The 12,917-nt window shown below is 61.6% G+C and carries 11 protein-coding genes; 4 read left to right on the top strand and 7 right to left on the bottom strand.

All coding sequences use genetic code 11. The features are described 5' to 3' along the window. Positions 1-11 precede the first annotated feature (11 nt). The 6 genes from MKD49_RS05675 to MKD49_RS05700 all read right to left on the bottom strand — a co-directional run bounded on the left by MKD49_RS05675 (position 12) and on the right by MKD49_RS05700 (position 6,566). Positions 12-506: a hypothetical protein gene (locus MKD49_RS05675; RefSeq protein WP_209582398.1), complete on the bottom strand. Its 495-nt coding sequence runs from the start codon at positions 504-506 to the stop codon at positions 12-14. Beyond that, entirely contained in the window at positions 503-1,645 is a 1,143-nt protein-coding gene (locus tag MKD49_RS05680; protein WP_252695716.1) for an ATP/GTP-binding protein, read from the bottom strand. The genes MKD49_RS05675 and MKD49_RS05680 overlap by 4 nt, the downstream gene beginning before the upstream one ends. 198 nt (positions 1,646-1,843) lie before the next feature. Next, positions 1,844-2,644 carry an SDR family NAD(P)-dependent oxidoreductase gene (locus MKD49_RS05685; protein WP_252695717.1) on the bottom strand — a complete coding sequence of 267 codons (801 nt, stop codon included), beginning with the start codon at positions 2,642-2,644 and terminating at the stop codon, positions 1,844-1,846. 10 nt (positions 2,645-2,654) lie between these two features. Beyond that, positions 2,655-3,425: an SDR family NAD(P)-dependent oxidoreductase gene (locus tag MKD49_RS05690; protein ID WP_252695718.1), complete on the bottom strand. Its 771-nt coding sequence runs from the start codon at positions 3,423-3,425 to the stop codon at positions 2,655-2,657. A 117-nt stretch (positions 3,426-3,542) separates the two neighbouring features. Further along, complete coding sequence (locus tag MKD49_RS05695) at positions 3,543-5,426, bottom strand: TRAP transporter large permease subunit (RefSeq protein WP_034329143.1); 1,884 nt, start codon at positions 5,424-5,426, stop codon at positions 3,543-3,545. A 105-nt stretch (positions 5,427-5,531) separates the two neighbouring features. Beyond that, positions 5,532-6,566: a TRAP transporter substrate-binding protein gene (locus tag MKD49_RS05700; protein ID WP_252695719.1), complete on the bottom strand. Its 1,035-nt coding sequence runs from the start codon at positions 6,564-6,566 to the stop codon at positions 5,532-5,534. A gap of 754 nt (positions 6,567-7,320) precedes the next feature. Here MKD49_RS05700 and MKD49_RS05705 point away from each other — a divergent pair. The 4 genes from MKD49_RS05705 (at position 7,321) to MKD49_RS05720 (ending at position 11,257) form a co-directional block, all read left to right on the top strand. Beyond that, entirely contained in the window at positions 7,321-8,502 is a 1,182-nt protein-coding gene (locus tag MKD49_RS05705) for an acetyl-CoA acetyltransferase (RefSeq protein WP_134136579.1), read from the top strand. 117 nt (positions 8,503-8,619) lie between these two features. After that, the gene (locus tag MKD49_RS05710) at positions 8,620-10,236 is read left to right on the top strand and encodes an acyl-CoA synthetase (RefSeq protein WP_371925442.1); all 1,617 of its coding nucleotides are present in this window, start codon (positions 8,620-8,622) and stop codon (positions 10,234-10,236) included. After that, positions 10,233-10,802, top strand: a complete 570-nt coding sequence (locus tag MKD49_RS05715; protein WP_134136577.1) for a hypothetical protein — start codon at positions 10,233-10,235, stop codon at positions 10,800-10,802. The genes MKD49_RS05710 and MKD49_RS05715 overlap by 4 nt, the downstream gene beginning before the upstream one ends. A 2-nt stretch (positions 10,803-10,804) precedes the next feature. Beyond that, positions 10,805-11,257: a PPC domain-containing DNA-binding protein gene (locus tag MKD49_RS05720; protein ID WP_252695721.1), complete on the top strand. Its 453-nt coding sequence runs from the start codon at positions 10,805-10,807 to the stop codon at positions 11,255-11,257. Between the two features lie 81 nt (positions 11,258-11,338). Here MKD49_RS05720 and MKD49_RS05725 read toward each other — a convergent pair whose 3' ends face one another. Then, the gene (locus MKD49_RS05725; RefSeq protein ID WP_121043809.1) at positions 11,339-12,634 is read right to left on the bottom strand and encodes a dicarboxylate/amino acid:cation symporter; all 1,296 of its coding nucleotides are present in this window, start codon (positions 12,632-12,634) and stop codon (positions 11,339-11,341) included. Between the last annotated feature and the right edge of the window lie 283 nt (positions 12,635-12,917).

Consider the following 12,917-nt stretch of genomic DNA (forward strand, 5'->3'; position numbering starts at 1 on the left):
CCTGCTCGCAATCAATAACCGCGATCTTTGCTCAGATAGAACTTGTGATGGTCATCAAGGAAGACGACGTAGAAGGTGTTGGCGCAGAATGCGTAGCCGTTGTGCTGCTTGCCCGCATACGCCTTGGGAATGACAAAGCCGCAAAGCCGTGAAGACCAATCCAGCCGGAAGCGCGCCCAACATGCCTCGTGCGGCACATGCTTGGGATGGACGAATTCGGACCGCGCCGGAAAACCGCCATACAAGGACAACACGCTTCCGGTCTTGCCAACGGGTTGCCTGGTCCAGTAGTCCAGTGATTCCCTGGTGAACTCCTTGAGCTTCTGCATGAAAGCCACCAGCTGCTCCCTGGACCACTGGCTGAAATCCTGGCCCGCAGCCTGATGCTCGAAATACGAGAAGTTGAATTTGCAACGCGCTGACAAGTTGTCTGACGGATGCTCAATGCTGCACGTCGGTATCGACGCCAGGAAATTCTGCTTGGCCTGATTCTTGAACCTCGTCATAAGCGCGGGACTCCCCCTACTCTGCCTTCGTTATACACAGGAATGATGGATCGATCGTTGCGGAGCATTTCTCCGGGGATCTCATCGAGCCGGTAAGCATAACTGGCGTTGTTTTCCTTGTTGACCAGATAGGTCCGATACTTGCCGCAGATATCGAGAATTTCCGAGTTGTGGGCACTGAAGAGGAACTGCGCGCCATGGCCATTGATTTCCTCATCGAGGAAAAGGCGCAGGATCTTGGGCAGGATATGGGGGTGCAGGTAGATATCGAATTCATCCAGCACCAGGACGCTGCCCTCGGCAATGGTGAGGAAATACGCCAGCATCAGGCGGTAAAGATAAAGCGTTCCGCTCGATTCGGTGCTGGGTGTGACCATTTCTGTCTTGTTGCCCACCTTGTGATGGAAGACCGGAAAATAGCGCTTTTCCTTGTCGACGCTTTCCTCGACAGAGATGGTGATATCGGAAATGCCGACGTCGCACTCCTGCAGGAATTGCACTGCCTGCCGCAGATACGTAGGTTGATCGACAAAGAATCGTGAGACCGTGTTGGCGTCAAAAATCCTTCCGCGTGTCGAGAATCCGGACTGCGTGACATTGAAGCGGATGCGGCTGAAGAATTGGTGCACGCCCTTGAGCGCATCGCCTCCGTGCTGATTTGAAATGGAGATCACGGATGCATTGGAACGGATCTTGATGGAAGACAGGTAATGGAGGCGCTTCACCGGATGCACCTCGTCGCCAAGACGCTCGAACAACAGGGTCTTGCGCTTGACCGTCTCATAGAGCGCTTCACGCACCACCTTCTTCCTGGTCACCGACAGTTCGTACAAGTACTGCGCCTCCTCCGTGCGAAATTCGACGTAAAACTCGGTGGGCTTTTTGGACGAGAAAAAGGGATCGATTGCGATCTCGGCGTCAGGATTTTCGCTGAATGAACTGGAGGCAAAACTGCCGACAAAGGCGAGCGCTTTCAGGAGATGCGTCTTGCCGCTGCCATTGGCCCCCTTGACGCACATGACTGTCGCGAAGTCGCGTCCTGAACGGACCGTTTCCGGCGTCTTGGAATCCAGCTTGAAGGAAACCGACGTCCCTTCCTTGAAGGACAAGAAGTTCTTGAATCCGAATTCGAGCAGCATTCTTGATCCACTTTCATGACAATTTTTGTCTAAACAAGCAAACAAGATATGCGAATTTCCTCCGGGAGACAAGTTTCATCATTGCCGGGACGATGAAAAAAGCCCGGACGTTCTTGCACGTCCGGGCATCAAACCGCAGCAGGTCGGCTTCCACGCCCGCCTGGCCGCGGTCAACAAACAAGCTTCAACGAGCCGCACTCACCCGACACAGCGCAACGACAGCCCGCCATCGACAATCATGTCCAGCCCGGTGATGTAGCGCGCGCGGTCAGACGCCAGGAACAGCGAGGCATGCGCCACATCCCACGCATCCCCCATGAAGCCCATCGGACACTGCGCATTGCGCTTGGCGCGCATTTCCTCGATGTCGCCGCCATAGGAAGCCTTGAGCGGCTCGCGGATCATGGGCGTATCCATCATGCCGGGCAGTACGCAATTGGCGCGGATGCCCATGGGCGCATACTGCGACGCCACATTCTTGGTGAAGGCCAGGATCGCCGCCTTGGTCGCCGTATAGCCCAGGTAGGGAAAACCGATCCAGCGCAACGCCGCCATCGAGGAAATGTTGACGATGGCGCCCTTCCTCTGCTGTTCCATGATGGGCAGCACGTACTTGTGCGTGAGGAACAGGCTGGTCTGGTTCACGGCCACCAGCCGGTTCCAGCTTTCTTCACTGGTCTCCACCGGCCCGCCCACTTCAGCGATGCCGACGTTGTTGTGCAAGACGTCGACCCGCCCGAAATGCGCCATGGCCGCCTCTGCAATGGCTTTCACATCGGCACTGCGCGAGACGTCCGCCGCCAGCACTTCACACACGCCACCTTCGCGGCGGATGATCTCCTGGGTCTCCAATGCGGCTTCGATGCTGCGATCTACCGCCAGCACCCGGCCGCCCTCGCGCGCATACAGCACGGCAGCGGCCTTGCCGTTGCCCCAGCCCTCGCCCACCGAACCGGCACCGGTGACGATGATGGCCTTGTCTTGCATGAGCTTGTCCATCGATGCCCTCTCAGATTTCCAGCACGCCACCGGCAACGAAGCCGCCATCGACCGGAATCACGTGACCGGTGATGTAGGCCGATTCCTCCGCCGCCAGATAGCACACCGCCGAGGCGATCTCATCGGCGGTGCCATAACGACGCATCGGGACCAGGCGGTAATAGCTCTCGCGCGTCTGCTCCGAATGCATGGCCTGGGTCATGGGCGTGTCGACCGGACCGGGTGCGACACTGTTGACGGTGATGCCGTACTGCGCCAGCTCGATGGCCATCTGGCGCGTGAGCCCGATGACCGCCGCCTTCGAGGTGCCATAGGCCGTGCGGCCGGCACCGGCGCGGATGCCCGAGATGGAAGAGATGTTGACGATGCGCCCCCAGCCTTTGCTGACCATCAGCCGCGCCGCGTGCTGGCCCGCCAAGAGCACGCCGGTCACGTTGACGTTCATGGTCTGCAGCCAGTTGTCGAGGGGATAGTCCAGGAAGGAATAGGTGCGCGCCACGCCCGCATTGTTGACCAGCACGTCACAGCGTCCGTAATCCTTCTCGATGTGGGCGAAGGCCTGGGCAATCGCCTCCGGGCTGCCCAGATCCATCTGCAGCGCGGCTGCGCGATGGCCGGCAGCCACCAGCGCATCGGCGGTCTTGGACGCCGCTTCCAGGTTGATGTCGGCCACCAGGACGGTGTGTCCCTTGGCGGCCAGTTGTGCAGAAATGCTGGCGCCGATGCCCATGGCTCCGCCCGTCACGAGCGCCACGCGGGCGCCGCTATCATTGCGATTCATATTGTCTCCGTGGATGGAGGCGGCCCCGGAAGAGGGAAAGGGGGCCGCCGTTTTTAATTCGTCATTGACAGGTCAATCAAGGAAGCTTCCCGATCGCTCGCAAGACTCATGCGGGGATCAGAGGAAACCGATGGAAATCCAGGGCACGAAGGCCACCACCAGCAGCGCTACCACCAGCGCGGCCAGGTAGCCCCAGACCCGGTTGAACACGCCATCCGGCGAGACCTTGCCGATGGCGCAGGCGGCATAGAAGCCGACCCCGAAAGGCGGTGCGAACAGGCCGATGCCCATGGCCAGGATCACCACCATCGCATAGTGCACGTCATGCACGCCCAGCGAACGCGCCACCGGGAACAGCAGCGGCCCGAACAGCACGATGGCGGGAATGCCTTCCAGCAGGCTGCCCAGCACGATGAAGATGACGATGGTGATCAGCAGGAACCCGGCACCGCCGCCCGGCACGCCCTGCATCAGCGCCACCAGCTTGGCCGAGAATCCCGATTGCGTGAGCGCCCAGGCCATCGCGGTAGCCATGCCGATGATGAGCAGGATGGCACCCGACAAGGCCGCCGATTCGATCAGCATGGGATAGAGCCGCTTGAAGTTCAGGTGCTTCAGGAACAGGTGCATGATCAGCCCGACCACCACCGTATAGGCCACGCCGATAGTGGCCACTTCGGTCGCCGTGGCGACGCCTTCGATGACGGCCACGCGGATGAGCATGGGCAGCGCCAGCGCCGGAATGGCCGCGATCAGGGTCTTGACGATCAGCGAGACCGGCGCGCGCTGCACATCCGGCATCGGCTCGCGGCGCGCCCGCATCCAGCACACGACCGCAATGGCGATGGTGGCAATGGCCGCCGGCATCAGTCCTCCAATGAACAACGCCGTGATCGACACGCTGCAGACCGCACCGATGGTGATGAGCACCAGGCTCGGCGGAATGGTTTCGGTCATGGCACCGGAGGAGGACAGCAAGGCCACCAGTTCTTCCGGCTTGGAACCGCGCTTCTTCATCTCGGGGAACAGCGCCGGGGCAATCGCGGCCATGTCGGCTGCCTTGGAACCGGAGATGCCGGAGACCAGGAACATCGCCCCCAGCAGCACGTATTGCAGGCCGCCGCGCACGTGGCCCAGCAGCGCGGCCATGAAGTCGATCAGGGTCTTGGCCAGGCCCGACATTTCCAGCAAGGAGCCCAGCAGCACGAACAGCGGCACCGACAGCAGGATCAGGCTGGACATGCCCTCATCCATGCGGCTGACTACGATCATCAGCGGTGCCGTAGTGGCCAGGGCCAGATAGGCCATGGTGGCCGTACCGAAAGCAAACGCGATGGGGATGCCGCCGGCCACGCACACGCCGATGAGCAGCACGAAGAACACGATCAGGTTGTAATTGCCCATGCCCAGCAGCATGGGCTTGGCTAGCCACAGCGCGCCCGCAATCACGGCCACCACGGCCAGTGCCGAGAGCAGCAGTCGCATCGTCGTCATGGCCGCCATGCGCGAGACCGCCGCCAGCAGCATCAGGATCGCACCGACCGGCAGGGCTGCGGCGCGCAGGCCATCGGGGATTTCCAGCGCCGGTGTGGTGATCGGCATCTGCTCCACCGCATGGTCCACGGCCGGGTGGATCACCATCAGCACGAAGATGCAGACCACCAGCGCGGCCACCGTTTCGAGCCACACGCGGCCCTTCTCGGAACACTTGTTGATGATGGCGGTGAGCCGCATGTGCTCGCCGCGGTCCAGCGCCAGCACGGCCCCCAGCATCGACAGCCAGATGAAGAGGATCGAGGCCAGTTCATCCGACCACACCAGGGGGTCATGCAGCGCATAGCGGTAGATCACGCCGGTCAGCAGCACCACGGTTTCAGCCACCACCAGGGCGGCGGCTACGGCACCGACCACGTGCATCACCATGCGATTGAATGCGACCAGCGCGCGCGCAGCCGGGTTCATGTTGACCGGGGCGCGGTAAGTCATTGCAGCTTCCATCATCAAGCTCCAGCGAAATGGATTCAGGGCGGGAGCGCTGCCCTCACGGCGAGGGCAGCACTCCGGCGCACGGGCTCATGCAGGCATGAGCCCCGGCAAACGAAGCGCTCAGGCCAGCTTGCCGGTGTACTTTTCCAGCAGGGCCCAGGGCTCGTCGCCGAACTTCTTCTTCCACTCGGCATAGAAACCGGCACTGCGCAGCTTGGCGCGGAAGGAATCGGCATCGGCATTGTTGAAGGCCAGACCCTTGCCCTTCATTTCATCGACCAGCGAATCGTTGAGCTTGCGCACGTCGGCACGCTGGTTCATGGCGGCTTCGTTGATGATGCGGGCCATCATGTCTTGCAGATCCTTGGGCAGGCGCTCGAAGGATTTCTTGTTGCCCAGGAACCAGAAGCCATCCCACATGTGGTTGGTGATGGAGCAGTACTTCTGCACTTCGTAGAGCTTGGCGGTGGAGATGATGGCCATGGGGTTTTCCTGGCCTTCCACGATCTTGGTCTGCAGGGCCGAATAGACTTCGGCGAAGTTGATCGAGGTCGGGGCCGCATCGAAGGCCTTGAACATCGAGGTCCACAGCGGGCTGGGCGGCACGCGCAGCTTCATGCCCTTGAGGTCGTCGGCCGCCTTGATGGGCTTGGTGCTGTTGGTGATCTGGCGATAGCCGTTGTCCCAGATCTTTTCAAAGGCGAACAGCGTGGACTTGGCTTCGATCTGCTTGCGCACGTGCGCACCCAGCTCGCCATCCATGGCCGGCCAGACCTGGCTGTAATCCTTGAAGGCAAACCCGATGCCGGAGATCTGCGCAGCCGGCACCAGCGTGCCCAGGATCAGCGGCGAGAGCGTGAAGAAATCAATGGCACCCGCACGCACCTGCGAGAGCATGTCGGTATCGGTGCCCAGCTGGTTGTTGGGATAGAGCTGCAGTTCGATGCGGCCCTTGGATTGTTCCGCGATGGCCGCGGCCATTTCCTTGGCGCGCGCATTCATCGGGTGTGTCACCGGCAGATTGTTGGCGTACTTGAAGGTGAACTCGGCCGCATGCGCGGAGGTCGGTACCAGGCCGGTAGCGGCGGCAGCCGAGGCCACCGAAGCCGTCTTCAGAAAATGGCGGCGCGTGATCTTGCCAGTGGATTGTTCCATCTGCTTGTCTCCTGTCTGTCTGTTTGTAATTTTGAAAATCGCTGAATCCGGCGCTACCAGGGGTGCTGGATCGGGCGTGCAGCTCCCTGTTCCGGGTGGTCAACACTGCCTGTGCCTCGACAGAGCAAATTGGATGCCAAGCCTCCGGTCTTCCCTTGTCGGCATGGCGCTCCCCCTCTCCCTCAACGGCACTGCGCCTGTATTCTCTGCGATAAGGGCGGGCCTGTACAAGCGCGCAATCATCGCCGCCGCCATTTATTTGCGCGCAGCGTGACTGCGACACCTGTCGCAGAAGTGTCGCTGCACTGTCGCAGGCGTCGACACCTGTTCATGCTGCTCACCGGCAATAGTGCTGCCTGCTGGCTGCTGCAGCGCAATGATTTACGTTAACGTAAAGTACGTGATATCTTCATGCGGTCGGCGGGCACTGCCCTGTTCCGTTGGATTTTTCCTGCATGTCGGGAATGAGCGGGCGGCCTGCCGGACACATCAGCACGCATCAACATCAACAACAAAGCGAGACCCGGCGCGGCTTTGCGCCGGCACTCTCAGGAGACGGGCAAGATGCAGGCCGGCACCTGGCGCGATGTGCCATCACCGGCTGCGCGATGCCGAGGCAAGGGACCTTCGACACCGGCTGCATGCGGTGGTGCGAGCGGTCCTGCGCGTGGCACCGATTTTGCATATTGCCCCTGTGTGTAACGGAGCGACCCCGCTCCATTGACCCCGTGACTACGGACACAAGGACAACCCCATGACTGTTTCTGCATCCTCACCCTGCATCACCGGCTGGAACCATTCGCAGTTCGGCAAGCTCGACGGCATCGATCCGGAAGTGCTGATCGGCCAGGTCGCCAAGGCCGCCATCGAACACGCAGGACTGCAACCGGAAGACATCGACTCGGTGCACTTCGGCACCTTCAATGCCGGTTTCCTGTATCAGGATTTCCCTTCTTCGCTGGTCCTGAACACGCTGCCGCAGCTGCGCTTCAAACCCGCCACGCGCCTGGAGAATGCCTGCGCCACCGGTTCGGCGGCGATCCATTCGGGCCTGCAGGCGATCAAGGCCGGCGAATCGAAACACGTGCTGGTGATCGGCTTCGAGAAGATGACCGAGCTGGCTACCGCGCAAGTGGGCGAGGTGCTGCTCAAGGCCTGCTACGCCAAGGAAGAAGCGGGCATTCCGGGTGGCTTTGCCGGGGTCTTTGGCAAGATCGCGCAGAGCTACTTCGATCGCTTCGGCGACCAGTCCGATGCGCTGGCGATGATCGCGGCCAAGAATCACAAGAACGGCATGGTCAATCCCTATGCGCACATGCGCAAGGATTTCGGTTTCGATTTCTGCCGCACGGTCTCCGACAAGAATCCGTATGTGGCCGGTCCGCTCAAGCGCACCGACTGCTCGCTCATTTCCGATGGTGCAGCTGCCCTCGTCATCAGCGCTGCCGATGTGGCCAAGTCCATGCCGCGCGCGGTGCAGTTCCGCGCGGCGGTCCACGTCAATGATTTCCTGCCGCTGTCGCGCCGCGATCCGACCCGCTTCGAAGCGGCCGAGCTGGCCTGGAAGAAGGCGCTGGGCGCAGCCAGCCTGAGCCTCGATGATCTGTCGCTGGTCGAGACGCACGACTGCTTCACCGTGGCCGAACTGCTGGAATACGAAGCCATGGGCCTGGCCCCGCACGGCCAGGGCGCACGCGTGATTGCCGAAGGCATCACCGCCAAGGATGGCAAGCTGCCGGTCAATCCGTCGGGCGGGCTGAAGTCCAAGGGCCATCCGGTCGGTGCCACCGGTGTCTCGATGCACGTGATGGCGGCCATGCAGGCATCCCATGATGCGGGCGACATGCAGATCGCCAATGCGCGCTATGCCGGCGTGTTCAACATGGGCGGCGCAGCGGTGGCCAACTATGTGAGCATTCTGGAGCGTGTGAACTAAAAATGCGGTAGCAGCCCCGGCGCGCCATTCTGTCGTTGAAGAATGGCGCGTCGCATGAAGTGATGTGCAAAAAACACAAGGCAGCACGCCAATTTCCATCAGAATTCCATCAGAAGAATCGGGACGAGTGAGACGATGTTAAGCAAAGTGATGAACCTGGGCCGCCTGCTCTCGGACGTGGCGCGCCGCTTTCCGGAAGAGCCGGGACTGATCCTGGCGCAAGGTGCAGCCGATGGCAGCGACCGCCTGATCCCCTGGCGCGAGATCAATGCCCGTGTCGATGCGCTGGCCCACGCCCTCACCCGGCGCGGCGTCAAGAAGGGCGACAAGATGCTGGTCCACTCGCGCAACAACCAGCAGATCTTCGAGAGTGCCTGGGCCGCCTTCAAGATGGGCGTGGTCTGGGTGCCGACCAATTTCCGCATCACGCCGCCCGAGGCCGCCTATCTCGGCCAGTCCAGCGGCGCCTGCGTGATGCTGTATGACCGCGGTTTCGCACCGTATGTCGATGCGGTGAAATCCGCCTCGCCCACGCTCGAACACGTGGTGGCCCTGGCCGACGCACGGCCGGGCGAACTCGATTACGAAACGCTGGTGGCCGATGGCAGCGGCGACACCTTCCGCGAGGCCGAAGTCGATTACGACGATCCGCTGTGGTTCTTCTACACCTCCGGCACCACCGGCCATCCGAAGGCGGGCATGCTCTCGCACGGCCAGATGGCCTTCGTGGTGACCAATCACCTGGCCGACCTGATGCCGGGCCTCACGCATCAATCGCGCTCGCTGGTGGTGGCACCGCTGTCGCACGGCGCAGGCGTGCATGCGGTGGTCAATACCGCGCGCGGTGCGGCCAGCATCCTGCTCTCTTCCGAACGGCTGGTGGTCGAGGAAGCCTGGCAGCTGGTGGAAAAATACAAGGTGGACAATCTCTTCACCGTGCCCACCATCGTCAAGATCCTGGTCGAAGATGAGTCCGTGGACCGCTACGATCACAGCTCGCTGAAACACGTCATCTATGCCGGCGCACCCATGTATCGCGCCGACCAGGTCCATGCATTGAAGAAGCTGGGCAAGGTGCTGGTGCAGTATTACGGCCTGGGCGAAGTGACCGGCAATATCACCTTCCTGCCGTCCTATTTGCACTTCGAGGATGACGCCCATCCGCAGGCGCGCGCGGGGTCCTGCGGCATGCCGCGCACCGGCATGCAGGTCGCCATCCTCAACGACGATGGCCAGGAACTGGCGCCCTTCGAGACCGGCGAAATCTGCGTGCGCGGACCGGCCGTCTTCATGGGCTATCACAACAATCCGGAGGCCAATGCCAAGGCCTTCAAGCATGACTGGTTCCACACCGGCGACCTCGGGCATGTGGACAAGGATGGCTTCCTCTACATCACCGGACGTTCCTCGGACATGTACATCTCGGGCGGCTCCAACGTCTATCCGCGCGAGATCGAGGAAGCTCTGCTGACGCATCCGGCCGTCTCCGAAGTGGCGGTGCTGGGCGTGCCCGATCCCAAGTGGGGCGAGAGCGGGCTGGCGGTGATCGTCTGCAAGGCTGGCCAACACGCCGATGGCGAGGCCTTGCTGACGCATCTGGAAACCCGCATCGGCAAGTACAAATGGCCGCGCCGCTTCGTCTACTGGGACAGCATGCCCAAGTCGGGCTACGGCAAGATCGTCAAGAAACAGATCAAGGCGCTGCTCGAAGAACAAGGCGACTACCGGCTATGAAACGCGCCAGCCAACCTGGCGAGACCAAGGCCAGCGCCGGTTTCCTGGCGGTGCGCAAGTTCCTTCATGCAGGCCAGCCGAGCTATCCGCGCACGCTGGATCTGGAGGCCGATCCGGCCGAGGAACTTCGTATCACCCTGCAACCAGGCACGCCGGTGGGCCCGGCCTTGCGGCGCGTGCTGGCACGCTATGGCCAGCGCGGCGGCGTGGGACGGCTGTGCGGCGGGACTGCGCGGCGGCTGCATTACCACCGCATCGAGCAGACCGGCGACGCCAGCCGGCCTTATGACTATGGACCACCGCATGTATTGGAAGGCGTCATCAGCTTCGTGACCGGCGCCATCACCATCGGCCAGAACGCCGATGGAAAAGTCTTACTGCATTGCCACTCAGGTTTCATCGATGGCGATGGCACGCTGCATGGCGGCCATCTGCTGCTCGACACGGTGGAGGTGGGCGACGATCCGCTCATCCTGCGCCTGTGCCTGTTCTCCCGCAGCGCCTTCGTCGTCAACAGCGATGAAGAGACGCACTTCAGTCTATTGCATCCGACACCCATGGAATGATGATGACGCTCCCCGCCCATGACAGCGACTCCCTTGACGACCACATCCACGTAGAACAGGGCCAGCTCGGCAAGCTGGTGATGGCCCGGCTCAAACCCAACCAGGACCTGACCGAAAGCGTGGAAGCGCTGTGCCGCCAGCATGGCATGGACAAGGCCATCGTGCGGGGCGCCATCGGCAGCCTCATCGATGCCCATCTGCAATACGCCACCCCGGCCGGGGTGCGTGCGATGGAGATCAACGGGCCGGGTGTGGAAATCCTCAACGTCTTCGGCGAAATCGGTTTTAGCGATGGACAGGGCAGCGCGCATCCGCTGCAGGGCGTGGTGGCCGATACCGAGGGCCGCATCTTTGCCGGACGCTTCGTGCGCGGCGCCAATCTGTCCTTCATCACCATCGAGATCACCTTGCAGGAATGGATTGCGGTCAAGCAATCCGAGGCGCTGCCGGCCTGAATCACTTTCCTTTCGCCCATGAAAAATGCCGCCCGGCTCATCACCGGGCGGCATTGTTTCATTCTTGGACTAACTATCGGATCAGGCTTCCGTATGCAGCGTGGCTTCGGCTTCCTGTTCGATCTCGACTTCGGCGCGCGCGGCTTCTTCTTCGCTCAGCAGGCCGCCTTCCCACTTGGCCACCACGGCCGAAGCGATCGAGTTGCCCACCGCATTGGTAGCAGAACGGCCCATGTCGAGGAAGGTATCGATGCCCAGGATCACCAGCAGGCCCGCTTCCGGGATGTTGAACTGGTGCAGCGTGGCGGCGATCACCACCAGCGAGGCGCGCGGCACGCCGGCGATGCCCTTGGAGGTCAGCATCAGCACCAGCATCATGGTGATCTGGGTGGAGATGGGCATGTGGATGCCATAGGCCTGCGCGATGAAGAGCGTAGCGAAGGTGCAGTAGATCATCGAACCGTCGAGGTTGAAGGAATACCCCATCGGCATGACGAAGCTGGAGATCTTGCGCTTGACGCCAAAGCGGTCCAGCGCATCCAGCAGCTTCGGATAGGCCGCTTCCGAGCTGGCGGTGGCGAAGGCCAGCAGGAAGGCTTCCTTGATCAGCGCAAGCAGGTGGAAGATGCGCTTCTTCAGGAACACGAAACCCACTGCGATCAGGATCACCCACAGCAGCACCAGCGAGAAATAGAAGTCACGCATGAAGACTGCGAAGCTGACCAGGATGTCCAGGCCATTGACGGCGACCGTTGCGGCCATGGCGGCAAACACGGCCACGGGCGCGAACTTCATGACGTAGACGGTGATCTTCAGCATGGTGTGCGACAGGTCGTCGATGACGAGCAGCAGGTGCTTGCCGCGTTCACCCAGCGCCGCCAGGGCGATGCCGAAGAACATGGAGAACACCACCACCTGCAGGATCTCGTTCTGCGCCATGGCTTCCACAATCGACTTGGGCACCAGGTGGTTGAAGAATTCCTTGACCGTGAACTTGCTGGTGGCCAGGCCCGCACCGGCAGCATCCGGCGACGGCAGCGCCACGCCGGCGCCCGGTTGCAGCAGGTTGGCCATGATCATGCCCAGCGCCAGCGACACCAGCGAAGCGATGAAGAACCAGGCCAGCGACTTGCCGAAGATGCGGCCCACCGACTTGGCGTCGCCCATGTGGGCGATGCCCACCACCAGGGTCGAGAACACCAGCGGTGCGATGACCATCTTGATGAGGCGCAGGAACAGGTCCGAGGCAATCGAGATATAACCCGCCAGCTCCTTGGCCTCGCCCTTGTCGTAGTGATTGAAAATCAGGTAGCCGACCAGAATGCCCAGCAGCATGGCTGCAAAGATGTAGGCGGCTTGTGGAATGCGTTTCTTCATGTGTTCTCCTGCCCTCGCTCGCCACCGGCACCAGGCACCGGTGAGAGGACGATGATGTAAGGCTTGCGGGCGGCGCCGGCCGGTGCGGTGACAGGGGCGCCATGCTTTTGGATGGTCAGAAAGCGTCAGTTTCTGATGAGAAACCCTGACCGTTTTTTCCCGCCGCGCGGAAAAAAGGACGAAGCTTATTGACTTATGCCCCCCGCCGTCAAGGCTAAGCAGGTAAAACTGCCCCAAAACGCAGCAAACCGTCCACAGGAGCCGGAATGTGGCGATTTTGCCA

Source organism: Herbaspirillum sp. WGmk3 (assembly GCF_023952535.1).
GTDB lineage: Bacteria > Pseudomonadota > Gammaproteobacteria > Burkholderiales > Burkholderiaceae_D > Herbaspirillum > Herbaspirillum huttiense.

What these genes read in the sequence shown, in the direction of transcription:
- MKD49_RS05675 (WP_209582398.1), bottom strand. Translation starts at nt 506, where the DNA reads ATGACGAGGTTCAAGAATCAGGCCAAGCAGAATTTCCTGGCGTCGATA.
- MKD49_RS05680 (WP_252695716.1), bottom strand. Translation starts at nt 1,645, where the DNA reads ATGCTGCTCGAATTCGGATTCAAGAACTTCTTGTCCTTCAAGGAAGGG.
- MKD49_RS05685 (WP_252695717.1), bottom strand. Translation starts at nt 2,644, where the DNA reads ATGGACAAGCTCATGCAAGACAAGGCCATCATCGTCACCGGTGCCGGT.
- MKD49_RS05690 (WP_252695718.1), bottom strand. Translation starts at nt 3,425, where the DNA reads ATGAATCGCAATGATAGCGGCGCCCGCGTGGCGCTCGTGACGGGCGGA.
- MKD49_RS05695 (WP_034329143.1), bottom strand. Translation starts at nt 5,426, where the DNA reads ATGATGGAAGCTGCAATGACTTACCGCGCCCCGGTCAACATGAACCCG.
- MKD49_RS05700 (WP_252695719.1), bottom strand. Translation starts at nt 6,566, where the DNA reads ATGGAACAATCCACTGGCAAGATCACGCGCCGCCATTTTCTGAAGACG.
- MKD49_RS05705 (WP_134136579.1), top strand. Translation starts at nt 7,321, where the DNA reads ATGACTGTTTCTGCATCCTCACCCTGCATCACCGGCTGGAACCATTCG.
- MKD49_RS05715 (WP_134136577.1), top strand. Translation starts at nt 10,233, where the DNA reads ATGAAACGCGCCAGCCAACCTGGCGAGACCAAGGCCAGCGCCGGTTTC.
- MKD49_RS05720 (WP_252695721.1), top strand. Translation starts at nt 10,805, where the DNA reads ATGACGCTCCCCGCCCATGACAGCGACTCCCTTGACGACCACATCCAC.
- MKD49_RS05725 (WP_121043809.1), bottom strand. Translation starts at nt 12,634, where the DNA reads ATGAAGAAACGCATTCCACAAGCCGCCTACATCTTTGCAGCCATGCTG.